The sequence below is a fragment of the Oceanicaulis sp. UBA6590 genome, from assembly GCF_002433705.1.
Lineage (GTDB): Bacteria > Pseudomonadota > Alphaproteobacteria > Caulobacterales > Maricaulaceae > Oceanicaulis.
Genome location: NZ_DJIQ01000062.1, coordinates 167,330 through 190,436, shown reverse-complemented (window position 1 = coordinate 190,436; position 23,107 = coordinate 167,330). Strand labels below are relative to the sequence as shown.

Here is a 23,107-nt window from a genome sequence, read left to right as displayed (position 1 = left end):
AGCGCCCGGGCGATCCGGTATTACATGCCCGGCATGATCACGCTGTCGATGACGTGCACGACGCCGTTCGAGGCGTCCACATCGGCGGCGATGACATTCGCGCCGTCGACCATGACGGATCCGTCGTCGCCCACAACGACATTGACCGTGTCGCCCTGCAGGGTGGTCAGGTCATAGGAACCCGGCGCAACGTCCTCGGCGAAATACTCGCCCTGAACCACATGGTAGGTCAGGATCGCGGTCAGCTGATCGCGGTTTTCCGGCTGCAGAAGCGCGTTGAGCGTATCGTCGCCCACGGCGGCGAAGGCGTCATTGGTCGGCGCGAACACGGTGAAGGGGCCATCACCGGACAGGGCGTCGACCAGGCCGGCGGTCTGAAGCGCCGTCACCAGGGTGGAGAAGTTCTCATCGCCCGTGGCGATGCTGACGATGGAGGGCTGGCTGGCGTGATGGTCCTTGCTCATTTTCGGAGCAGAGGTTTCGGCGGGGGTCGCAAACGCCGGCGCGGCCAGGGCTGCGCTCAGAGCGGCGGCGGTCAGAACAGTCAGTTTACGCATGTCTGGTCTCCCATATGGGTGTGATCAGGCCTGCAGACGGTATGCCTGCCGGCGTTCCAATGCGACTGGAACACCCATGGTTACGCAGCGTCTGCGCAACCGGATCAATCTCAGTTCACTAATGACAGGAAATTTTTACGTTCGACCGGGGGTTGAGCGTCCCGGCGCAATCGGGCGTTAGTCCGCGCCGCGCTGCGCGGGCTGGAAGTACACGTCCAGACCGCCCCCCATATTGGCGAGCCAGAGGACGCCGGGATGCTGCTGAAGGCTGTCATCCTCCTGCAGGGTTTCAGCGGTGATCACCTTGAGCGGCCAGTCGGGAAAAAGCGCCGCTTCGCCATAGGCGATGTCCAGAATGGCGAATTCCTCATTGCGCCGATCATCCCATATGCATTCGAGAATTGAGCGGATGACCTTCGGGGAGCCTTCCATAGCATGCAGGCAGCGCCGGTCATTCATCAGGAAGGCAGAGGTCACGCCGACACGGGCGTTATGTTCTGCGCTGCTGGTCAGCAACGATTCAATTTCCGCTACGCCGAGATCGGCGCGCAATACGCTGCGATATGCGACTCGGAACACCCAAGTCTCCTGATGGATTCCTTCAAACTTGTTAGGAACTTATGGAAGTCAGCCGACGAAAAAAGGCGAATTCGTTACAGTGAACGCATTTATTGTAGTTCTAAGCAGTTTTACGCGTATTCATTGTGAGCTGTATTTGCCTGTCTAGTCGGAGCCTCCGCCACCCGGAGTAAGGATTTCAAGTGTTTCGCCTGGGTTCACTTCAATTCTGAAGAGCGCATCCAGAAGTTGCCGGCTGCCATCGGTTCGCCAGAGGCATTGTGCGCCTGTGGCGCCGGGGCCGCCGCCGCGAAGTCCGGCCGGATGCTCGCTCCTGCGCCCGGACAGCAGCGCCGCCTGCATTGGCTCCAGAAATGTGATTCGCCGGATTGAACCGTCTCCGCCCGGGAAACGGCCCTGGCCGCCAGAGCCCTGGCGGATCGCATGGGTCTGCACCCGGACCGGATAGCGCGCCTCAAGCACTTCGGGATCGGTGAGCCGTGAATTGGTCATGTGGGTGTGTACCGCGCTGGCGCCGGCAAAGCCCGAACCGTCAGCATAATAGCCTGCGCCGGCCCCGCCGCAGATCGTCTCGTAATACTGGCGAGTCTCGTCGCCGAAGGTGAAATTGTTCATCGTGCCTTGCGCGCAGGCCATGCGGCCCGTCGCCATGAACAGGGCGTCCACCACCAGCTGGCTGGTCTCCACATTGCCGGCCACCACTGCGGCGGGCGGCACGGGATTGAGCAGGCTGCCTTCGGGCACGATGAGCGTGATGGGTTTGAGGCATCCTTCATTGAGCGGGATGGCGTCATCCACGAGGCACCGCAGCACATAAAGCACCGCCGCTCGGGTCACGGCGCTGGGCGCGTTGAAATTGCTCGGGCGTTGTTCGGACGTGCCGGTGAAATCGATCACAGCGGTGCGGTCTTTCTGGTCGACGTTGATCTTCACCTTGATGACCGCGCCGTCCTCGAGCCGCATTTCCGCTTCACCATCCTTCAGCGCCTGGATCACACGGCGTACGGCGCGTTCGGCATTGTCCTGCACATGCCCCATATAGGCGCGGACCACCGCCGTGCCCTCAAGCGTGTTGAGCTTGGTCAGCTCGGCTGCGCCTTTCGAGCAGGCGGCAAGCTGGGCCTTGAGGTCGGCAATGTTCTGATCGGGATTGCGGGCGGGGTGGGCGCCCGAGGCGAGGACCTTGCGCACGGCGTCTTCTTCGAAGCGGCCCCGGGTGAGGATCTTCACGCTGTCAAAGATCACGCCCTCCTCGTCGATGGTTTTCGAGAAGGGCGGCATGGAGCCCGGCGCAATGCCGCCGATATCGGCATGGTGCCCCCGTGAGGCCACATAGAACATCCGCTCGCCGCGCTCGTCGCACACGGGCTGGATCACGGTGACGTCCGGCAGGTGGGTGCCGCCATTATAGGGCGCGTTCACCGCCACCGCGTCGCCGGGGCCGAGATCGGGATGCGCATCCACCGCCGCGCGGACGCTGGCGGACATCGAGCCCAGATGGACGGGCATGTGGGGCGCGTTCGCGACCAGACCGCCCTCGGCGTCAAACACCGCGCAGGAGAAATCGAGCCGCTCCTTGATGTTCACCGAGTGCGCCGTGCGTTCGAGCACCACGCCCATCTGTTCGGCGATCGACATGAAGCGGCGGTTGAACAATTCAAGCCGGATCGGATCAAGGCTCGTATCGCCCGCTTGCAGGGGGGCGGCGGCTTCGTGGGTCAGCACCAGCATGCCGTCCGCAAGGCGATCCGCCCGCCAGCCCGGATCGAGCACGATGGTCTGGTTGGCGTCCATGATCAGGGCGGGGCCCTGAACGCGCGCCTCAGCGCCCAGATCGGCGAGGTCGTAGACCGGCACGGAGCGGGTTTCGCCCTTGATGTGCATGGAGGCCTCTGCACGGGCGTCCACATCGCCGCTCTGTGCTGGCAAATCGGCTTCCGCACGCGGCGCGCCGGCGGGCGCGCCCTCCGCATCCGCAGCAGCGGAATCCAGGATCAGCACGGCGTTCTCCGGCATGAATCCGAAGAGCTGACTGTGGGCGGCGTCAAAGTCCTTGCGCATCTGCGCGTCGTCCGTCCAGGCGACGGGCAGGGCGGTGTCAGAACCCTGGACCCTGATGCGCACTTCCCGGCTGACCTTGATGTCGCGAGCGTGCTGGGCCTTGAGTGAGGACAGCGCCTCGTCTTCCAGCTGGGCCAGAACCCGTTCCGCAGCGGCCAGGCCCTCATCGTCAAACACAATCTCAAGCCCGGCCTGACGCGTGTCGCGCAGCGGAGCGAGGCCGATGCCATAGGCGGAGAGAAGCCCGGCCTTGGGATGGATCAGCGCGGTGCGCATGCCAAGCGCTTCAGCCACCTTGCAGGCATGCTGGCCGCCCGCGCCGCCGAAGGCGTTCAGCGCATAGCCGCGCGGGTCCACGCCCTGAGCCGTGGAGATCTGCTTGATGGCGTCGGCCATGGCTTCAATCGCGACCGACAGGAAGCCTTCCGCAGCGGCCTCGGGACTGTCGAGCCCCATCTTGTCCGCCAGCTTGCCAAGCGCTGTGCGGGCCGCGTCCACATCCAGCGGCCCGTCATGATTGGGGCCGAACACCTTGGGGAACCAGTCAGGCTGGATGCGGCCCAGAACCACATTGGCGTCGGTGACAGCCGCAGGTCCGCCGCGTCCATAGCAGGCCGGTCCCGGATCGGCGCCCGCACTGCGCGGCCCCACCCGCGCGCGTTCGCCATCAAAGTCGAGCACGGAGCCGCCGCCGGCCGCCACCGTATGCACGCTGAGCATGGGCGCGCGCAGCACCCGGCCATCAAGGCTGGCCATGTCGGTGCGCGAATAGCTGTCCCCGTCAAAGCGGGAGACATCCGTCGAGGTGCCGCCCATGTCAAAACCGATGACCTTGTCATGCCCGGCGGATTTGGCGGTCAGAGCCATCCCGACCACGCCGCCGGCAGGCCCGGACAACACCGCATTGCGCGCCTTGAAATGCCGGGCGCTCGAAAGACCGCCGCCCGATTGCATGAAATAGAGCGGCGCGCCTTCGAGGCCCCGATCCACCCGGCCCACATAGTCGCGCAGCACAGGCTCGAGATAGGCGTCGATCACGGCGGTTGAGGCGCGCGGCACGAGCTTGATCAATGGGCTCGCCTCGCTGGAACAGGTGATGTGTTCGAACCCGGCCTCGCGCGCCAGAGAGGCGGCGGCCTGTTCGTGGGCGTCATTGGCGTGCGCGTTCATGAAGGCGATGGCGACGCTTTCAAACCCGTCCGACCGGGCGGTCTTCAGCGCGGCCTTGACCGCTTCGGCGTCAAACGCCTCGACTTCCTGACCATCCGTGGCGATGCGGCCTTTGACCTCGACTGTCTGGGCCGGCAGGGGCGAGGGGCGCTTGATCTCCAGCGCGAAAATATCCGGGCGGGTCTGGTCGCCAATACTCAGAATGTCGCCGAATCCGGACGTCACCAGGAACAGCGTCTTGGCGCCATCGAGCTCCAGCAAGGCATTGGTGGCCACGGTCGTGCCCATCTTCACCGCAGCGAGCGCGCCCTGGGGCAGCGGAGCGCCGGTCTCAACGCCCAGAAGACGACGCACTCCCTCGGTCGCGGCGTCCTCATAGGCGTCGGAGTTGGACAGGAGTTTGAGGGCCTTGAGCTCGCCGTCCGGCGCTCGCCCGATGATGTCCGTGAACGTGCCGCCCCGATCAATCCAGATTTCCCATTCGGCTTGGGCGGCTTGAGATCGGGTCACGCGGAACTCCTTGGCGGCGACTGTGAAGGCCTGCCGCTATGAACAGCATACCTTGCCCGGACAGAGCAAGAACGCGCCCACATGTGCGACAGGAGTCGGATGCGGGAAATCATGGCGCAAAGGTCCCCTCTTGGGTATTATTTCGCGGATGCAGCGTCGTCCTTTCATCCCATGCCGCCTCGGCGGCGGCTCGCCACGGGAGGCGGGGGCATGAGCTTTTGGCGCAGACTGGCCGATTTCATCACCGGACATCATGATCCGTTCGAATGCCGGGGCAAGGACTGCCCGCCCGGACGGGCGGTGGATGATGCGGAATTCGCCATGGCCCTGATCGGGCTCGGCGCCAAGATGGCGAAGGCCGATGGCGTGGTGACGCGCAATGAAGAGCGCGCCTTCCTGCAGGTCTTCCGGGCGCCGCCCGGCTTTGAGGAATCCCTGCGTCGCGCCTTCGATCTCGCCAAGCAGACGACCCTGGGCTTTGACGGCTACGCCCGCAGACTGGGGCGGCGCTTCAAGGATCATCCGGCTGTGCTCGAAGATGTTCTGGATGGTCTGTTCCACATCGCCAAGGCCGATGGCCGCGTGACGAAGGACGAGGATGACTTCCTCGCGCAGGTCGCCAATCTGTTCGGATTTTCCGAGCGCGAGTATGACCGTATCCGCGTGGGGCATCTTGGGGCGCCCGAGGATGATCCCTATGTGATTCTCGGCATTGATCGGGATGCGGATGATCAGGCGGTGAAGAGAGCCTATCGCCGCGTGGCGTCTCAAAATCACCCTGACCGGTTGATCGCGCGCGGCGCGCCGGCGGAGATGCAACGCATTGCGGTGGAGAAGATGGCGGTGATCAACGCCGCCTACGCCGCCATCAATCGCCAGAGACAAACGGGCGGCGGACTGGCCGCCCCTGCTGAATGACAAATCCTTCACTGTTCGGGATCGAACATTGACCTGAGGCGTTCACTTCCCAGATGATCACTGTAAGGCTGGGACTGATGACTCACCGTGGAGAGCTGATTATGACGCACCAACCGACCTTTGACGGGGGCAACCTCATGAACGCGTTGCGTGCGCTTCTCGCCGGTGTCGCGGCGATCGCCGTGATAGGTCTTGTCCTGGTGCTTGCAGCCTTTCTGACCATGGCGGCCTTTGTGGTCGCCGGCGTCGCCGCCGTTGGCGCGGCCGGCTACTGGGCCTGGCGGAAGCTGACCCGGGGCTCGCACAAGCGATCTGCGGACGAGACGGTTCTGGTGGCCCGCCGCGGCCCCCACGGCTGGACGGTGGATGGTGAGGACCAGCCCCGCGGCGCCTAGGCGTCACACTCTGAAAAGCATCGTGAGCGATACAGTGCTTGCAGGCTGGGGCCGGCTCGCTTAGAGCCGGTTCATGTCTTTACGCCACTTCGCTCTTCTGTTCGGTATCTGCCTGGTCTGGGGCTTCAATTTCGTCGTTGCGAAATGGTCGCTCTCAGGCACGCCTGTGCTGGTGGAAGGGTTTGAGGGCAGTCCGCCCTTCTTCTTCGCGTTTCTGAGATTCTTTCTGCTCTACGCCGTGCTCGGTCCCTGGCTGCGGCCCGTGCCCAAGCGCATGGGCGCAGTGATCGGGGCGGCGCTGACCATGGGCGCGATCCAGTTCGCGCTCCTGTTCGTGGGTTTGCGATACGCCTCCCCATCGGCGATCGCGATCGTGGTGCAGCTCGCCGTGCCCTTCACCACAGTGCTCTCCATTCTCTTCCTCAAGGAGAAAGTGCGCTGGGTGCGGGGCTCGGGCATGGCGATCGCCTTTGTGGGCGCGGCGCTGGTGGTGTTCAAACCGGCCGAGTTCTCCTTTACGGCCGGGCTGCTGGCCGGTGTCGGCGCGGCTTTCGCGGCGGCGGCGGGCTCGATCCTTGTGAAGAAGGCGGACATGTCCGCCATGTCGCTCCAGGCCTGGATCGGTTTGATCTCCTGGCCGCCGCTGCTGATCATGACCTTGCTGTTCGAACGCGACCAGATCGCGTCCTCTCTGGACGGTGGATGGCTGTTCGTCGCCTCGCTGGCCTTTACGGTTCTGCTGGTGAACATCTTTGGCCATGGCTCTTTCTATTACCTCCTGCGCCGCTATGACGCCTCGCTCATTGCGCCCATGACGCTGATGGGCCCGCTGATCGGGGTCATTCTGGGCGTGGTGTTGCTGGGCGATCCGGTGACCTGGCAGCTGATCGTTGGCGGCCTGCTGGCGCTGGCGGGCGTCGGCGTGGTCGCCGCGCGCCGCGCCAAGACCGTCGATCCGGCGACGCCCATGGGGCGACCGCGTTAGGAGATCGGAATGCAGGTGATCAAGCACGCCTCGCCCAATTTCAACGAGCGCCGCCTGCCGCTCTCCATGCTGGTCCTGCACTATACCGGGATGGAAACGGGGGAGGCCGCGATCGAGCGTCTGGCCGATTCCGATGCGGGCGTCAGCGCGCATTATGTGGTCGAGGAGACAGGTCGGATCATCCAGATGGTCGCCGAGGACAAGCGCGCCTGGCATGCGGGCAAGGGCGTCTGGCGTGGCTGCGAGGATGTGAATTCGGCCTCCATCGGCATCGAGATCGTCAATGGCGGCCATGATTTCGGTCTGCCGGACTATCCCGAAGCGCAAATCGTGGCGGTTCTGGCCCTGTCCCGCGCCATCCTGTCCCGTCATCCCATCGCGGCCTGTGATGTCATCGGACACTCTGATCTTGCGCCTGACCGCAAGCAGGATCCGGGCGAGAAATTTCCCTGGAAGCGCCTGGCCGAGAATGGCGTTGGTCTGTGGCCTGATCCGGCGCCGGCCGGTTTTGCGCCGTCTGCGCCTGGCGATGACGGCGAGGCTGTCGAGGCCTTGCGTCAGTCCCTCTTTGAGATCGGTTATGGCGTTGCGCGTACGGGGGCTTATGACGACGCCCTGAAGTCTGTCGTTCTGGCCTTCCAGCGACGCTTCCGTCCAGACCTCTTGAGCGGAAATGCGGATGAGGAGACGTGCGTCCTCATCGAGGGTCTGCGTCGGAAGGTGACATCTGTCACTTCGAAAAGGTGACGCCTGCAACCTGATCAGGGGGCGGGACACGGGCAGTCTCGGGGCAATAAAGCAAAGGAGCTTGCCCCATGTTGTTGTCCTTGATCGCCGCTCTGGGCTCCGTGTCCGTCACCGTCAGCACGCCGAACCCGGAAGGCGACATGTATGTCTCCATCTGTTCGGAAGACACCTTCCTGAGCGGCGCCTGCGAGCATGGCCTGCGCCGGGCCGCGACGGCTGAAGACGTTTTCGTGTTCGACGATGTGCCGGCGGGGCAATGGGCGGTGCAGGTCTGGCGGGACCCTGAAGGGGATGGCGAGATGCGCACCATGGCGTTCGGCATCCCGGCCGAGCCGGTTGTGATCTCCAATGATCCGCCCATGAATTTCGGTCCGCCCCGGTTCCGCGATGCGGCCGTGACTGTTGGAGAGGCGGGCGTCGAGCTTGAGCTTTCTATCCGCTGATTGCTTGCCTCGCAGTCAGACAGACTGGCCGTCGCGCTTGACCGCGGCGGCCTTTTTCTTGATGGGATGATCCATCAGAGGGCCGGGCGGCCGCTGCTGCGAGAGGGGAAACCCTGCAGGAGAGGAAAGTCCGGGCTCCATGGAGGCAAGGCGCCGGGGAAATCCCGGCGGGCCGGTTCGCCGGTTCAGGGACAGCGCCGCAGAAATCAGACCGCCGCACTCCGGTGCGGCAAGGGTGAAACGGTGGGGTAAGAGCCCACCGCCCCGACCGCAAGGAAGGGGGCACGGCAAGCCCCGCCTGGAGCAAGACCGAATAGGGACCCGCGCTGCGCTTCGGCGCAGCAGACGCGCCTCCGCGTCGAGGTCCGGGTAGGTTGCTGGAGGCGTCGTGCAAGCGGCGTCCTAGAGGAATGGTCGCCCCCGGTCATCACATGGGATGACATGGGACAGAACCCGGCTTACAGGCCCTCTGATCCTGTTTTTCAGGTGTTTATGGTGCGCAAAAGGTTAACGCGACGCCTGATCTGTTCTCAATCTGTTCTTGATCTTGTGTCCCGCTTTACGCGGGATTTTCTGTTTTCATGCGGGAAAACGATCTGCGCAACAGGTTAGAACCATTGTAACCCATGCTTTCCCATGTTATCCCATAGTTAACCCGCCAAGATGGGGCGCGGGTGAGTATGGGGCTTAACCGGTCATGTTCGTCTCCACGACGACAAACGGAATTGATGCGAAGGGGCGGGTGTCTGTACCGGCCGATTTCCGCGCGACCGTGTCCGGCCAGGGCTTTCCCGGCATTTATGTCTGGCGCTCCTTCAACGGCCCCTTCCTGGAAGGGGGCGGCCAGCGCCTTCTCGAAGACTATTCGGACGCCATCGAGGATCTGGACCCGTATGATCCGGCCCGGACCGCGTTCGAGCGTGTGATCTTTGGCGGCGCGAAGGCGCTGAGCTTTGACTCCACGGGCCGGGTCTCTTTACCGAAGGAATTTCTCGACCATGCCGGCCTCGACAAGCAGGCGGTCTTCATCGGCATGGGTAAGCGCTTCGAGATCTGGGATCCGACCGCCCATGCCGAACAACAGGTCGATGATCTGAGCTTTGCGCGCGACAACAAGTCTGCGCTGCGTCGTCCGTCTCGCCGCCGGGGAGATGAGGCATGAGCGATCAGCCGCATATCCCGGTGATGCTCGACGAGGTGCTGACCCATCTGCAGCCGCGCGATGGCGGCCTCTATGTGGATGGCACCTTCGGCGCGGGCGGTTATACGCGCGGCATTCTGGGCGCCGCGGACTGCCGGGTGCTCGGGATCGACCGCGATCCGAGCGCGCGGGAAACCGCCGAACGGATGAAGCCCGCCTACAAGGGCCGGTTCGCCTTCGGGTTCGGTCCGTTCTCCATGATGGAAGACATCATCGAGGCGGCGGGCAGCTCTGGCGTGGACGGCGTAGTGCTCGATCTCGGGGTCAGCTCGATGCAGCTTGATCAGGCTGAGCGCGGCTTTTCCTTCCAGAAGGACGGCCCGCTGGACATGCGCATGTCCCAGTCCGGCCCGACGGCGGCGGATGCGGTGAACCATCTTGAAGCCCATGAGCTGGCGGCGATCTTCAAGGTCTATGGCGAGGAGCGTCATGCGCGCCGCGCCGCGAACGCCATCGTGCGCGCCCGCGAGGTCGAGCCGATCACCCGCACGCTGGTGCTGGCCGATATCATCGGCAGGGCGGTCGGCGGCAAGCCGGGGCGCATCCATCCGGCCACCCGCTCGTTTCAGGGCTTGCGCATCTACGTCAATGACGAGCTGGGCGAACTTGTACGGGGCCTGCAGGCCGCCGAACGCGTGCTCCGGCCCGCCGGGCGTCTGGTGGTCGTGACATTCCATTCGCTGGAAGACCGCATTGTGAAGACCTTTCTGCGCGAACGCGCCGGGCTCACGGGCGGCGGCTCGCGCCATCAACCGGAAATCCAGGCTGAACGCGAACCCAGCTTTGCGCTGGTCAGCAAGAAGGCCCTGTCCGCCACCGAAGCCGAGGCCGCTGAAAACCCGCGCTCTCGGTCGGCCAAGCTGCGCGCCGCGATCCGCAATGAGCACGAGGCCTGGCCGCGTGAGGATGAGGGCTTTGCGGGCGTTCCGTCCTATCGCCGTCTTGAGGAGTGTGTTCAATGATCCGCATCGTTGAAATCGTCGGCGTTCTGGTCGCCGCCGTTCTGCTCGCCGCGCTTTACGTGGCCAAGTCCGGTACGGCGAACGATCAGGAGAAGCTCGCTCAGCTCCAGGCCGAGCTCGCACGGGAGCGGGGGCGGATCAGTGCGCTGGACGCAGAGATCTCTCACCAGGAAGAGCCCGAGAATCTGCGCCGTCTGGCGCGCGCCTATCTGGGCTTTGAGCCGGTGCGCCCCGAACAGGAGCTGGCCTTTTCCGAGCTGCCGCGTCTGAGCGCGGAGGATGCGCCGGAAGGCCTGCGCGAACCGCAGGACGCGCTGGCGACGGCGCGTGTCTCCTACGCTCAACCCGGACGTCAATGATGAAGTTCCTCCGGCGCTTCTCGCGGCGAGTGCGGGTCAGTGATGACCGTCGCGCCACGCCGCCTGCGCCGGTGGAGAGCGCCCCGGCGCGGGCCATGCAGCGGGTTCGGATCGAGAACCGCGCCAACAAGGCGGGGCGTCGTCGCTCGCGTCTCAGCGTCATTGGCCTTGTTCTGAGCGTCGGCTTCGTCATCTCGGCGGGCCGCGCGGTGCAGATCGCTGCTTTTGGCGCTCTGGCGAATGACGAAGAGGAAATGGTGGTCGCCGAAACGGCTCCGGTGCGCCGCGCCTCGATTCTGGACCGTGATGGCGAAATCCTCGCCGCCACACTCGATTTTCACTCGGTCTACGCTGACCCGCTCTATGTCTGGGATGCGGAAGAGGTGGCGCAGCAGCTGGCCACGGTCCTGCCGGATCTCGATGTGGAGCGTCTGACCCGGCGCCTGTCGTCCAATTCCCGCTATGTGCCCATCGCGGACGGGCTCAGCCCGCGCATGCGCCAGGCGATCCACCTTCTGGGCCTGCCTGGCATCTATTTCGAGGTCGAGCCGGGTCGCATCTATCCCAAACAGCGCGTTGCGGCGCATCTTGTGGGCTATGTGGACGGACAGATGCAGGGGGTCGCCGGCGCCGAGCGCGCCTTCGAGGCGGAGCTCGCGGAGGGCGGCCGCCCGGTCAGCCTGTCCATTGACCTGACGGCGCAATACCGTGTCGAGAGCGTGCTGCGCGAACGCATGGCCGCGCACCAGGCGGCGGGCGCTTCCGCCGTGCTGATGCGCGTGGGGACGGGCGAGATCATCGCCATGGCCTCGCTGCCGGACTATGACCCCAACCGCTTCGCCGAAGCGACGGCGCCGGGCTCTGACATTGATCCCCTGTTCAACCAGCCGGTCCAGGGCGTCTACGAACTGGGCTCGGTGTTCAAGCCGCTGGCGCTGGCCGCCGGGCTGGAAGCGGGCAGCGTGCACATGGATGACGTCTATGATGCGTCCTCGCCGGTGCGGATTGGCGGACACACGATCGGCGACTATCGCGGCGAGAACCGGCCGCTGACGGCGCGGGAAATGGTGCTCTATTCCTCCAATATCGCTGCGTCCCGCATGGCGGATGTCATTGGCGCGGATGATCTGACAGGGTTCTATTCCGACCTGCGTCTGTTCGAGGCGCCGCCCATCGAGCTGATGGAGGCGGCGGGACCGAACCTGCCGCGTCGCTGGGGCCGCATCCAGACCATGACCGCATCCTATGGGCACGGTTTCCAGGTCAGCCCGCTGGCGCTGGCCGCGGCTTATGCCGCGCTCGCCAATGGCGGCGTCTATACGCCGCCGACCCTGCGTCCGGTCGCTCCGGGCGAAACGGTCGCCGGGGTGCCCGTGATGAGTCCCAGCGTGGCGGCGCAGGTGCTGGGCGTGATGCGCGAATATGTGGCGCGGTCCCAGACCGGATCGGCCGATGTGGAAGGCCTGGCGGTGGCGGGCAAGACCGGCACGGCGGAACGCGTGGTGGGCGGCCAGTATATGGAGCGCAACACCTTCAACACCTTTGTCGCCATATTTCCGTTCGATGATCCGCAATATGTGCTGACCGTGTCCATGGACCGGCCTCAGCCGACCCCGGAAACCCATGGTTTCTCGACCGCGGGCTGGACCTCCATGCCAGCAGCCGGCGAGATCATTCGGTCGCTGGCCGGCGTGCTGGACATTGACCGTCATGACGCCGACCCTGAGGCTCAAGTCTCAGTCGTCGCTGAATTGTTTGCGCCCCGTCCGCGGCTGGTGGCTCCGTCCGAAGAGCCGGTCGCGCTGGAAGACGCCGAAACCGAGGACCTGCAATGATCCGCACGCTTGCTGACCTTCTGCCCGAGACGCTGAGCGCGCCCCAGGGAGCGGATGGCGTAGAGGTGACGGGGCTGGCGCTCGATAGCCGCAAGGTCAGGCCTGGCGATCTGTTCGCGGCCCTGCCGGGCGTGAAGGTGGACGGCGCGCAATTCATCCCGATGGCGATCGAAAAGGGCGCGGTCTGCATTCTGGCCCCCAAGGGCGTGACCGCCCCCGTCCCGGTGATCGAGGCCGAGGATCCCGCCGAAGCCCTGTCCGCCATCGCGGCGAATTTCTATCCGCGTCAGCCCGCCACCATCGCTGCGATTACCGGCACCAATGGCAAGAGCTCCACCGTCGAGTTCCTGCGCCAGATCTGGGCGAAGGCCGGAATCGAGGCGGCGGCGCTGGGCACGCTTGGGGTCACCCGCGCTTCGGGTCGCACCGATGTGGGCTATACGACCCCGGACGCCATCGCCCTTCACAAGAGCCTGGACCTGCTGACCGAGGAGGGCGTGACCCATCTCGCCATGGAAGCCTCCTCGCACGGGCTCAAGCAACGCCGCATGGACGGGGTGCGCCTGTCGCTGGTGGGCTTTACCAACCTCACCCAGGACCATCTCGACTACCATCCTGATTTCGAGGACTATTTTTCATCCAAGATGCGGCTGTTCTCGGCGCTGGCCCCGATGGGCGCGCCCGCCGTCATCAACATGGATTCCGACTGGTCCCAGCGTGTCGCCCAGGCCGCGCAATCGGCGGGTCTGTCGCCGGTCGAAATCGGTTGGCGCGGTCGGGATCTGACCGTGCACGAAATCACGCCGCATCCGGCGAGCCAGATGGTGCGATTCAGCTGGAAGGGCGAGGAGCGGGAGGTCGACCTGCCGCTGATTGGCGAATTCCAGGCGGCGAACGCCTTGGGCGCTGCGGCCATGGCGATCGCCAGCGGCGTCTCGCCGGATGCCGCTTTTGAAGCCATGGGCCAGCTGACAGGTGTGGCCGGACGTTTGCAGACGGTGGGCACAACGAAGGATGGCGCGCCTGTGCTGCTCGATTACGCGCACACGCCCGACGGCCTGGACAAGCTGCTGCGCGCCGCGCGTCCGCACACCCAGGGGCGGATCATTCTGGTGTTTGGCGCGGGCGGGGATCGCGACCCGACCAAGCGCGCCCCAATGGGTGAGATCGCCGCTCGCCTGTCGGATGTCGCCATCGTCACCGATGACAATCCTCGCTCTGAGGACCCCGCCGGTATCCGCAAGACCATTCTGGCCGCCTGTCCGGGCGCGCAGGAGATCGGTGACCGCGAGGCGGCGATCCGGGCCGGCATCGAGATGCTGAAAGCGGGCGATGTGCTGCTGGTGGCGGGCAAGGGGCATGAGACCGGTCAGATCCTCGCCGATCGCATAATTCCCTTTGACGAGACCGAGATCGTCACCCGCATTCTCAAGGAGCTGGGGGGCGAGGCATGACCGCACCGCTCTGGACGGCGAGGGACGCCGCCGAAGCGTCGCAGGGGCGGCTGACTGAAGGCGGCTGGGCTGCGTCCGGCGTCTCCATCGACACGCGGACCCTGCAACCCGGCGATCTTTTTGTGGCGCTCACTGCGCAGCGCGATGGCCATGACTTCGCTCAGGCTGCGCTCGACAAGGGCGCAGCCGCGGTTCTCGTGTCCAATCCGGAGGCCTGCTCGGGGCCGCGCCTGGTGGTCGAGAATGTGCTCGACGGTCTGATCCGTCTGGGCGAGGGCGCGCGTCGCCGCTCGGACGCCGTGCGCGTGGGCGTGACGGGGTCTGTGGGCAAGACCAGCGTGAAAGAGGCGCTGGCGGCGGTGTTCAGAAAGGCCGGCCCGGCGCACTGGTCCGAGAAGAGCTATAACAATCACTGGGGCGTGCCGCTGACGTTGGCGCGCATGCCTGAAGCGACCCGTCACGCCGTCTTCGAGATGGGCATGAACCATAAGGGTGAGATTTCCGAGCTGACCCGCATGGTGCGTCCGCATGTGGCGATGATCACCAAGATCGCGCCCGCCCATCTTGAGAATCTGGGCTCGATGGAGGCCATCGCCGACGCCAAGGCCGAAATCTTTGAAGGGCTTGAAGCGGACGGCGTGGCGGTGATCCCCGCCGATGACGAGTTCGCCCCGCGACTGATGCAGGCGGTGCAGGGATCGGGCGCCGGATTCATGCTTGATTTCGGTCTTACTCCCGGCGCCGCGGTGCGCATCCTGTCCTATGACGAGGGACCGGATGGAGGCGTGGGCCGCATGGATGTGATGGGCAAGCCGATGGATTTCCGCTTGCGCCTGCCCGGCGCGCATCAGGCGGTGAATGCGGCGGGCGCGGTGGCGGCGGCGCTGGGCGCCGGCGTCGACCCGGACCTGGCGCTGGACGCCCTGTCAGAGCTGAAGCCGACCGAGGGTCGGGGCGTCGCCTTTTACGCCCAGCTCTCCAGGGGGCGCGTCATCGACGTCGTCGATGAGAGCTATAACGCCAATCCCGCCTCCATGCGGGCGGCCTTTGGCGCGCTCAAGCTGCGCAAGCCGTCAGGGCAGGGCCGCAAGATCGCCGTTATTGGCGAAATGCTTGAGCTCGGGCCTGACAGTCGCGCCCTGCATGCCGCTCTGGCGGAACCGCTCATCACCGCGGGCGTCGATCAGGTGATCGGGGTGGGCGAGGGCGCGCGGGCGTTGATGGATGCCTTGCCTGCGGAGCATCGCGCCGCCTGGTGCGAGACCGCAGAGAGCGCAATTGAAACCTTGAGCGAACTGGCGCGGGATGGCGATGTGGTCCTTGTTAAGGGATCAAACGCTTCCGGTGTTCATAAACTTGTGTCATCGCTGCGCGACAAAGCCAAACCTGCCTCCGCCTGAAGGGCCTGACCGACTATGCTTTATCTTCTGCTGTCTCCGTTCGCAGACCAGTTCCAGGCCCTTAACCTGATCAATTACCTGACGTTTCGGACCGGGGCGGCAATGATGACCGCCTTCATCCTGGCGCTGGCCATCGGCAATCCCTTCATTGGCTGGCTGCGCACGAAGGGCTCCCAACCGATTCGCACCGATGGTCCGGAAAGCCATATCGTCGCCAAGGCGGGCACCCCCACCATGGGCGGCTTCATCATCCTCGCGGGCATTCTGGCGGGTACGCTGATCTGGGGGGACATCTCCAACCCCTATCTGTGGGTGGTGATCTTCGTGACCGCGGGCTTTGGCGGCATCGGCTTCATTGATGACTGGCGCAAGGTCACCAAGAAATCCACCGAGGGCCTGTCGGGCAAGGGCAAGCTGATCCTGCAATTCGCCATCGCGGCGGTGGCGGTGGTGGCCATGGTCTACCTGCTCGACACCGCGCCGGACACGCCGGACAACTTCGCGACGTCCGTGGCCGTGCCCTTCTTCAAGGATCTGATGGTCCCGCTCAGCTTCGCCTTTTACCTGTTCGGCATGGTGGTGATCGTGGGCGCGTCCAATGCGGTGAACCTCACCGATGGCCTTGATGGCCTCGCCATCGTGCCGGTGATGATCGCGGCGGGCAGCTTCGGCTTCATCGCCTATTTCGTCGGCTCCTCGGTCTATTCCGAATACCTGTTCCTGAACTTCACCCCGGGCACCGGCGAGCTTGCCGTGATCTGCGGCGCCATGATCGGCGCGGGTCTCGGTTTCCTCTGGTACAACGCCCCGCCCGCCATGGTGTTCATGGGCGATACCGGTTCGCTGTCTCTGGGCGGCGCGCTGGGCACGATCGCCGTGGCGGTGAAGCACGAGATCGTTCTCGTGATCATTGGCGGCCTGTTCGTGCTCGAAGCCGTGTCGGTGATGGTCCAGGTGGCGAGTTTCAAGCTCACCGGCAAGCGGGTCTTCCGCATGGCGCCGATTCACCATCATTACGAGAAGCTGGGCTGGGCGGAATCCACCATTGTGGTGCGGTTCTGGATCATCGCCTTCGTTCTGGCCCTGATCGGCCTGTCGACCCTGAAGCTGCGATAGGGCGCGCTTGCCGGTCTGAGCCGCGCAAGGAGCCGCCGAACTAGGAAGAGCCCATGAGCACCCGTCGCAAGGCCGGATTGTGGAGCGGACTGGACCGCCCGATCCTGGTCATCGTGATCTTTCTGATGACGATCGGGATTGTTCTGGCCTTCGCCGCCAGCCCGGCGGCAGTCGAGCGCACCAGCTGGATCGACGATCCGTTCTATTACCTGTATCGCCAGCTCTTCTTCGTCGGGGCCGGGCTTTGCATTCTGGGCTTCACCTCCGCGCTGTCCGTGACAGGGGTCCGGCGGTTCGCGGGGCTGGCGCTCGTTGCGGCGTTAATCACGCTGGTTCTGGTGCTGGTGCTGGGCGCGGATGTGAAGGGCGCGACGCGCTGGATCAGGATCGGATCCTTTTCACTGCAGCCTTCCGAATTTCTCAAGCCGGCCTTCGTGGTCATCGCCGCTTGGCTGTTCTCCGAAGAGGATCGCGGCGCGCCGGTGCCGGGACGGCTGGTGGCGTTCGGCTTCTACGGCGTCTCGGTCGTGCTTCTCATGCTGCAGCCCGATTTTGGCCAGACCGTGCTCATCTCGCTGGTGTTTGGCGCGCTCTTGTGGGCGGGCGGCCTGTCCTGGCTGCATTCCATGGTTCTGGGCGCTCTGGCGCTTGTGGGCGGCGGCGGCGCCTATGTCGCCCTGCCGCATGTGCGCGATCGCATCCTGGATTTCATTGGCCCGGGCGGCGAGCGCACACAGACCGAAACCGCGCTCGACGCCATGGCGCGCGGCGGCGTCTGGGGCGCGGGCCCCGGCGAGGGACAGGTCAAGCACCTCCTGCCAGAAGCGCATACGGACTTCGTCTTCTCGGTGGCGGCGGAGGAATATGGCCTGATCGCTTCCCTCGCGATCATCGGGCTTTACGCGCTCCTGTTCGCGCGCGCCTGGATGCTGGGTTTGCGTCTGAACGATCCGTTCGCCCAGCTCGCCACGTCGGGCCTGGCATTGCTCTTCGCGCTGCAGGCGCTTGTGAATATCGGCGTGAATCTCGATATCGCCCCGCCCACCGGCATGACCCTGCCCTTCATCTCCTACGGGGGATCGTCCATGCTGGCCCTGTGTTTCTCTGCGGGCCTGCTGCTGGCGCTGACCCGCCGCCGTCCCGGCGCCTATGCGCCTCGCCCTCGTCAGGGAGATTTGTCCGCGTGACCCCCAAACGTCTGCTCATCGCCGCCGGCGGCACCGGCGGCCATATGTTTCCGGCCCGCGCCACAGCGGACGCGCTCATGGCGCGCGGCTGGTCGGTGAAGCTGGTCACCGATGCGCGCGGGGCGCGTCACGCGACAGACTTTCCCGGAGAGCCGGTGGGTGAGATCGAGGCGTCGAGCCCCTTCGCCAAGAACCCGGTCAGGATGGCGCAGTCGGTGATGAAGCTGACCCGGGGCGTGTTTCAGGCCCGCACCATCATGGCTGAATTCAAGCCCCATGTGGTCGCCGGGTTTGGCGGCTATCCCGCCTTTCCGGTTCTGAGCGCGGCGTGGAGCTATTCCATTCCCCGTATCATTCACGAACAGAACGCCGTTCTGGGACGGGTCAATCGCCTGTTTGCGGGCTCGGTGGTCAGCGTCGCGTCCGGCTTTGCGCGGCTCGACAAGATGCCCCAGGGCGCTGTGCACGCCGTCACCGGCAATCCCGTGCGCGCCCATGTGCTTCAGGCGCGTGAAGTTGACTATGCGCCGCCCGGGCCGGAAGGCGAGATCCGGCTTCTGGTGCTGGGCGGGTCGCTGGGCGCGCGCATCCTGTCTGAAACCGTGCCCCGGGCGGTGGCAGCCTTGCCGGAAGACTTGCGTCTGCGCCTGAAGGTCGTTCAGCAGACGCGTGAAGAGAGCCTTGATAGCGCGCGCCAGGTGTACGCCGAAGCCGGTGTTCAGGCGGAGCTCAGCCCGTTCTTCCGCGATATGGGGCGGCTCTACGCCGAGAGCCATCTCGTGATCTCGCGCTCGGGCGCGTCATCGGTGTCCGAAATCGCCGCGATCGGCCGTCCCGCCATATTCGTGCCCCTCGCACTTGCGATGGATGATCACCAGACGGCGAATGCCGAAGGACTGGTGCGCAAGGGCGCAGCCGACATGATCACCGAGGCCGACTTCACCGTGGATCACCTGCGGGCGCGCCTTGAAACCCTGTTGGCGGACGGCGAAGCTCTGTTTGCGCGTGCGCGCCTGGCCCGGACAGAGGGCCGACCTGACGCTCATGAGCGTCTTGCTGATCTGATTGTACAAGCTGCGGAGCCGAAACTCTGATGCCGCCCATTGATCTCGCCGCCTCGGTTGGTCCTGTTCACTTCGTCGGCATTGGCGGCATCGGCATGAGCGGCATCGCCGAAGTCATGCTGACGCTCGGCTACAAGGTCACGGGCTCGGACATCAAGGACAGCGCCAATGTCCAGCGCCTGCGTGAGAAGGGCGCGGTCGTCCATATCGGCCATGCCGCGGAGAATGTGGAGGGCGCGGGCGCGCTCGTCGTCTCGAGCGCCGTCAAGAAGGACAATCCTGAACTCGTCGCCGCGCGCGCCAAACGCACCCCGGTGGTGCGCCGGGCCGAGATGCTGGCGGAGCTGATGCGTCTCAAGCACGCGGTGGCGGTGGCGGGCACCCATGGCAAGACCACCACGACCTCGCTGGTGGCCTGCCTGATGGATGCGGCGGGCTTTGACCCGACCGTGATCAATGGCGGGATCATTTCCGCCTATGGCTCGAACGCCAAGATCGGCGAGGGCGAGTGGATGGTGGTCGAGGCCGACGAAAGCGACGGCTCCTTCCTGAAGCTGCGTGGCTCGGTGGGGATCATCACCAATATCGACCCCGAGCATATGGAGCATTACGGCTCGTTCGACGCATTGCGCGACGCCTTTGCCCAGTTTGTCGAGAACCTGCCGTTTTATGGCTTTGCGGTGATGTGCATCGATCATCCTGAAGTGCAGGCGCTGGCCGCACGGATCGAGGATCGCCGGGTCATCACCTATGGCTTCTCTCCGCAAGCGGATGTGCGCCTGTCCAATCTCGTCATGGACGAGACGGGCGGTCATTTCGACCTGACCTTCCAGCCGCGTGGAATCGAGCCGGTCACCTGGGCGGGGATGAGCCTGCCCATGATGGGCGAGCACAATGTGCTCAACGCCGCAGGCGCTCTGGCGGTGGTTCAGGCGCTGGGCGGCGGCGAGGAGGAAGCGCGCACGGCGCTGTCGGGTTTCACCGGCGTCAAGCGTCGTTTCACCATCACCGGTCAAGCACACGGCGTGACGGTGGTGGATGATTACGGTCATCACCCGGTCGAGATCACGGCGGTGCTGAAAGCCGCGCGCCAGCGCGTGGGCGCGGGACGGGTGCACGCCGTGGTGCAGCCGCACCGCTATTCGCGCCTGCATGATCTGTTTGAGGATTTCTGCACCTGCTTCAACGACGCCGACAGCGTCTGGGTGACCCCGGTCTATGCTGCGGGCGAAGCCCCGATCGAGGGGGCGAGCCAGGACTCCCTGGTGGCGGGCCTGCAACGTCACGGCCATCGCAATCCCAATGCGACGACCCGCGAGACCCTGCCTGACGACCTCAAATCGGTGATGCAGCCGGGGGATCTGATCGTCTGTCTGGGCGCAGGCGACATCACCGCCTGGGCCGCAGACCTGCCTGCCCGTCTGGAGGGCTGAGCATGGGCTGGCCGTCCCTTCTGGATCGCCTGCCGTCCGTGCGCGGCAAGCTGATCGAGAACGCGTCCCTTGCTGATATCACCTGGCTGCGTGTGGGCGGTCCGGCGCAGGTTCTGTTCCTGCCTGCCGACGCAGCTGATCTGGCGCGCTTTCTGGCCGAAACTCCGCGCGATATCGACGTGCGGGTGCTGGGCGCCGGTTCCAATACGCTGGTGCGCGATGGCGGCCTGCCGGGCGTGACGGTCAAGCTCACCCCCGCCTTCGGCAAGGTCGAGGCGCTGGAGAACAATCGCATTCGCGCGGGCGCCGCCGCGCTCGACAAGATGGTCGCCAAGGCGGCCGCGAAAGCCGGGATCGCCGGACTGGAATTCTATGTGGGCGTGCCCGGCGCCATTGGCGGCGCGCTGCGCATGAATGCGGGCTGCTACGGGACCGAAACCAAGGACGTTCTGGTCGAGGCCGTCGCGCTTGATCGCACCGGACGACGCATCATCGCGCCGGTGGAAGAGCTGGGCTACGCCTATCGCCATTCGGACGCGCCGGAAGACTGGATCTTCATCGAGGCGGTATTCGAAGGGCAGGCGGATGATCCTGAAGCCGTCACAGAACGCATGAACGCCATCACCGAGCGGCGCGAGGCGAGCCAGCCCATTCGCGAGAAGACGTCCGGCTCGACCTTCAAGAACCCCGATCCGGAAACCTCGGGCGGGCGCTCGGCCTGGCAATTGGTGGATGCGGCGGGCTGGCGCGGCAAACCCATTGGCGGCGCGCGCTTTTCCGAACAGCATTGCAATTTCCTGATCAATGACGGCACGGCGACCGCCAGCGATCTCGAAACCCTGGGCGAAACCGTGCGCGCCGAGGTGAAAGACAAGTTCGGCGTTCAATTGCACTGGGAAGTCAAACGGATCGGAGAGCCCGAATGAGCAAGCATGTGGCGGTTCTTTTGGGCGGGCGCAGTCCGGAGCGCGACGTCTCGCTTGTATCGGGCAGGAAGGTGATCGAGGCGCTGGAAGCCAAGGGCTATCAGGTCTCCCCCATCGATCCTCGCGATCACGACTGGATCGACCAACTCGACGGCGTAAAGCCTGATGTGGTGTTCAATGCGCTGCATGGCGATTGGGGCGAGGATGGCCGGGTGCAGGGCGTGCTCGATTATCTGGGCTATCCCTACACCCATTCGGGCGTCGCGGCGTCGGCGCTGGCCATGGACAAGCAACGCGCCAAGGCGGTGCTGCGCGAGGCGGGCATCCAGTGCCCTGAAGGCCAGTTGATCAGCCGGTTCGAAGCCGCGCGTGACCATGTCATGAAGCCGCCCTATGTGGCCAAGCCCAATGCGCAGGGCAGTTCGGTGGGCGTGGTGATCGTGCCTGAGGGCGCGAACCGTCCGCCGGCCATTCTGGGCTCGGAGGACTGGCCCTATGACGAGGAAGTGCTGATCGAGCGCTTCATTCCGGGCCGCGAGCTGACTGTTGCGGTCATGGGCGACAAGCCGCTGACCGTCACCGAGATCGTCCCCAAGACCGCCTTCTATGATTACGACGCCAAGTATTCCGATGGCGGCTCGGTGCACCAGCTGCCCGCCGATGTGCCGCAAGCTGTTTTTGACGAGTGCATGGCCGAGGCGCTGAAGGCCCATCAGGTCCTTGGGTGCCGCGGCCTGACCCGGTCCGATTTCCGGTATGATCCGGAAACAGGCGGCGTGTGGTTACTCGAAATTAACACCCAACCCGGCATGACTCCCACATCCCTCGCGCCCGAACAGGCGGCGCACTGCGGCATCGGTTTTCCCGATCTCGTAGCGTGGATGGTGGAGAATGCGGCGTGTCCAAACTGAAGGCCGCCGGCGCTCGAGACACATCGAAAGCCCGGCGCAAGTCAAAGACAGCCCCCAAAGCGGCGGGCGGGCGCAAGCTGTCCAACTGGGCGGCGGCGCAATGGCGTGCGGCGCGCAACCGGGCGGGCTACGCCTTCAAGCTGATTCTCACCGTTTGCGGCGTCCTCCTGGCGGGCACGGTCCTGATCCTCACCGCGTTTGGCCAGATCGATGATGTGGGCGGAATGCTGGCCAGTCGGGCCGAGCGCGAGCTTGAAACCGCGGGCTATACGCTGGACTGGCTTGATGTGGCGGGCGCTGAACGCACGGGGGTTGAAGAAGTGGCCCTCGCAGTGGGCGCCGCGCCTGGCCGGGGGCTGAGCCGCGTGGATCTCAATGCAGCGCGCGACGCCATCCAGTCACTGAGCTGGGTGAAGTCCGCCGAGGTCCTGCGCCTGTGGCCGGACCGGATCGCGGTGCTGATCGAGGAGCGCCAGCCTTATGCCATCTGGCAGATCAACCAGACCCATCATGTGATTGATCCCGATGGCTATGTCATCGATGCGGCGGATCCCCGCGACTTTCTGGACCTGCCGCGCGTGGTGGGAGAAGGCGCGAACCGTGAAGCCCATGCCGTGATTGCGCTGCTCGAGCTTCATCCTGAAATTCGCGACCGTGTGACCAACGCCATTCGCGTGGGCGAGCGGCGCTGGAATCTGCGCCTGCAGAGCGGCGGCGATGTGCTGTTGCCAGAGGATGATCCGGCGAGTGCGCTGGCGTTGCTGGCGGCGATGCATGAGGAACGCGGCGTGCTCGATTACGAGGCGCAGATCCTTGATCTTCGAAATGCCGGGGAGATGGTCATGCGCCCCTGGCCGGACCGGGCGGCGGAACGCGCAGGGCGAGGGGCTTAAG

General features: G+C 65.0%; 21 protein-coding genes and 1 other RNA gene. 19 read left to right on the top strand and 3 right to left on the bottom strand.

Features of this window, described 5'->3' with window-relative positions; genetic code table 11:
- Positions 1–20: 20 nt before the first annotated feature.
- The 3 genes from B2Z70_RS13155 to B2Z70_RS13145 form a co-directional block, all read right to left on the bottom strand.
- Entirely contained in the window at positions 21–557 is a 537-nt protein-coding gene (locus B2Z70_RS13155; protein WP_009801501.1) for a fasciclin domain-containing protein, read from the bottom strand.
- Between the two features lie 177 nt (positions 558–734).
- Positions 735–1,136: a BLUF domain-containing protein gene (locus B2Z70_RS13150; protein ID WP_162010969.1), complete on the bottom strand. Its 402-nt coding sequence runs from the start codon at positions 1,134–1,136 to the stop codon at positions 735–737.
- Positions 1,137–1,280: 144 nt separating this feature from the next.
- Positions 1,281–4,877, bottom strand: coding sequence for a hydantoinase B/oxoprolinase family protein (locus B2Z70_RS13145; protein WP_292983820.1), 3,597 nt, complete (start codon positions 4,875–4,877; stop codon positions 1,281–1,283).
- Positions 4,878–5,087: 210 nt separating this feature from the next.
- On the opposite strand from B2Z70_RS13145, the gene B2Z70_RS13140 reads away from it, so the two are divergent.
- The 19 genes from B2Z70_RS13140 (at position 5,088) to B2Z70_RS13050 (ending at position 23,106) form a co-directional block, all read left to right on the top strand.
- Positions 5,088–5,795, top strand: a complete 708-nt coding sequence (locus B2Z70_RS13140) for a molecular chaperone DjiA (RefSeq protein ID WP_292983818.1) — start codon at positions 5,088–5,090, stop codon at positions 5,793–5,795.
- Between the two features lie 101 nt (positions 5,796–5,896).
- Positions 5,897–6,190 carry a hypothetical protein gene (locus tag B2Z70_RS13135; RefSeq protein ID WP_009801497.1) on the top strand — a complete coding sequence of 98 codons (294 nt, stop codon included), beginning with the start codon at positions 5,897–5,899 and terminating at the stop codon, positions 6,188–6,190.
- Positions 6,191–6,263: 73 nt separating this feature from the next.
- A complete protein-coding gene (locus B2Z70_RS13130) occupies positions 6,264–7,175 on the top strand; it encodes a DMT family transporter (RefSeq protein ID WP_292983815.1) in 912 nt (303 codons plus the stop codon).
- 9 nt (positions 7,176–7,184) lie between these two features.
- Positions 7,185–7,922: an N-acetylmuramoyl-L-alanine amidase gene (locus tag B2Z70_RS13125; protein WP_009801495.1), complete on the top strand. Its 738-nt coding sequence runs from the start codon at positions 7,185–7,187 to the stop codon at positions 7,920–7,922.
- A gap of 68 nt (positions 7,923–7,990) precedes the next feature.
- Positions 7,991–8,365, top strand: coding sequence for a DUF2141 domain-containing protein (locus B2Z70_RS13120; protein WP_009801494.1), 375 nt, complete (start codon positions 7,991–7,993; stop codon positions 8,363–8,365).
- Between the two features lie 74 nt (positions 8,366–8,439).
- Positions 8,440–8,842: RNase P RNA component class A (gene rnpB / locus B2Z70_RS13115), an RNA gene on the top strand.
- 265 nt (positions 8,843–9,107) lie between these two features.
- Positions 9,108–9,527, top strand: a complete 420-nt coding sequence (locus B2Z70_RS13110) for a division/cell wall cluster transcriptional repressor MraZ (protein ID WP_348764603.1) — start codon at positions 9,108–9,110, stop codon at positions 9,525–9,527.
- A complete protein-coding gene (gene rsmH, locus B2Z70_RS13105) occupies positions 9,524–10,528 on the top strand; it encodes a 16S rRNA (cytosine(1402)-N(4))-methyltransferase RsmH (RefSeq protein ID WP_292983811.1) in 1,005 nt (334 codons plus the stop codon). The genes B2Z70_RS13110 and rsmH overlap by 4 nt, the downstream gene beginning before the upstream one ends.
- Complete coding sequence (gene ftsL, locus B2Z70_RS13100) at positions 10,525–10,887, top strand: cell division protein FtsL (protein ID WP_292983809.1); 363 nt, start codon at positions 10,525–10,527, stop codon at positions 10,885–10,887. Before rsmH ends, ftsL begins: the two co-directional genes overlap by 4 nt.
- Complete coding sequence (locus tag B2Z70_RS13095; RefSeq protein ID WP_162010968.1) at positions 10,887–12,722, top strand: peptidoglycan D,D-transpeptidase FtsI family protein; 1,836 nt, start codon at positions 10,887–10,889, stop codon at positions 12,720–12,722. The genes ftsL and B2Z70_RS13095 overlap by 1 nt, the downstream gene beginning before the upstream one ends.
- On the top strand, positions 12,719–14,176 hold the full coding sequence (locus B2Z70_RS13090; protein ID WP_009801489.1) for a UDP-N-acetylmuramoyl-L-alanyl-D-glutamate--2,6-diaminopimelate ligase: 1,458 nt from the start codon (positions 12,719–12,721) through the stop codon (positions 14,174–14,176). Before B2Z70_RS13095 ends, B2Z70_RS13090 begins: the two co-directional genes overlap by 4 nt.
- Positions 14,173–15,576, top strand: coding sequence for a UDP-N-acetylmuramoyl-tripeptide--D-alanyl-D-alanine ligase (locus B2Z70_RS13085; protein WP_292983805.1), 1,404 nt, complete (start codon positions 14,173–14,175; stop codon positions 15,574–15,576). Before B2Z70_RS13090 ends, B2Z70_RS13085 begins: the two co-directional genes overlap by 4 nt.
- Before the next feature lie 15 nt (positions 15,577–15,591).
- Positions 15,592–16,692, top strand: coding sequence for a phospho-N-acetylmuramoyl-pentapeptide-transferase (gene mraY, locus B2Z70_RS13080; RefSeq protein ID WP_009801487.1), 1,101 nt, complete (start codon positions 15,592–15,594; stop codon positions 16,690–16,692).
- Between the two features lie 53 nt (positions 16,693–16,745).
- Positions 16,746–17,879 carry an FtsW/RodA/SpoVE family cell cycle protein gene (locus B2Z70_RS13075; RefSeq protein WP_292983803.1) on the top strand — a complete coding sequence of 378 codons (1,134 nt, stop codon included), beginning with the start codon at positions 16,746–16,748 and terminating at the stop codon, positions 17,877–17,879.
- Positions 17,876–18,973 (top strand): undecaprenyldiphospho-muramoylpentapeptide beta-N-acetylglucosaminyltransferase, encoded by a 1,098-nt coding sequence (murG, locus tag B2Z70_RS13070; protein ID WP_292983801.1) that lies wholly within the window; start codon positions 17,876–17,878, stop codon positions 18,971–18,973. Before B2Z70_RS13075 ends, murG begins: the two co-directional genes overlap by 4 nt.
- 8 nt (positions 18,974–18,981) lie before the next feature.
- Positions 18,982–20,376, top strand: coding sequence for a UDP-N-acetylmuramate--L-alanine ligase (murC, locus tag B2Z70_RS13065; RefSeq protein ID WP_414690870.1), 1,395 nt, complete (start codon positions 18,982–18,984; stop codon positions 20,374–20,376).
- Positions 20,377–20,378: 2 nt separating this feature from the next.
- Complete coding sequence (gene murB, locus B2Z70_RS13060; RefSeq protein ID WP_009801483.1) at positions 20,379–21,302, top strand: UDP-N-acetylmuramate dehydrogenase; 924 nt, start codon at positions 20,379–20,381, stop codon at positions 21,300–21,302.
- Positions 21,299–22,213 (top strand): D-alanine--D-alanine ligase, encoded by a 915-nt coding sequence (locus B2Z70_RS13055; protein WP_009801482.1) that lies wholly within the window; start codon positions 21,299–21,301, stop codon positions 22,211–22,213. The genes murB and B2Z70_RS13055 overlap by 4 nt, the downstream gene beginning before the upstream one ends.
- On the top strand, positions 22,201–23,106 hold the full coding sequence (locus B2Z70_RS13050) for a cell division protein FtsQ/DivIB (RefSeq protein ID WP_292983797.1): 906 nt from the start codon (positions 22,201–22,203) through the stop codon (positions 23,104–23,106). The genes B2Z70_RS13055 and B2Z70_RS13050 overlap by 13 nt, the downstream gene beginning before the upstream one ends.
- Position 23,107 lies beyond the last annotated feature (1 nt).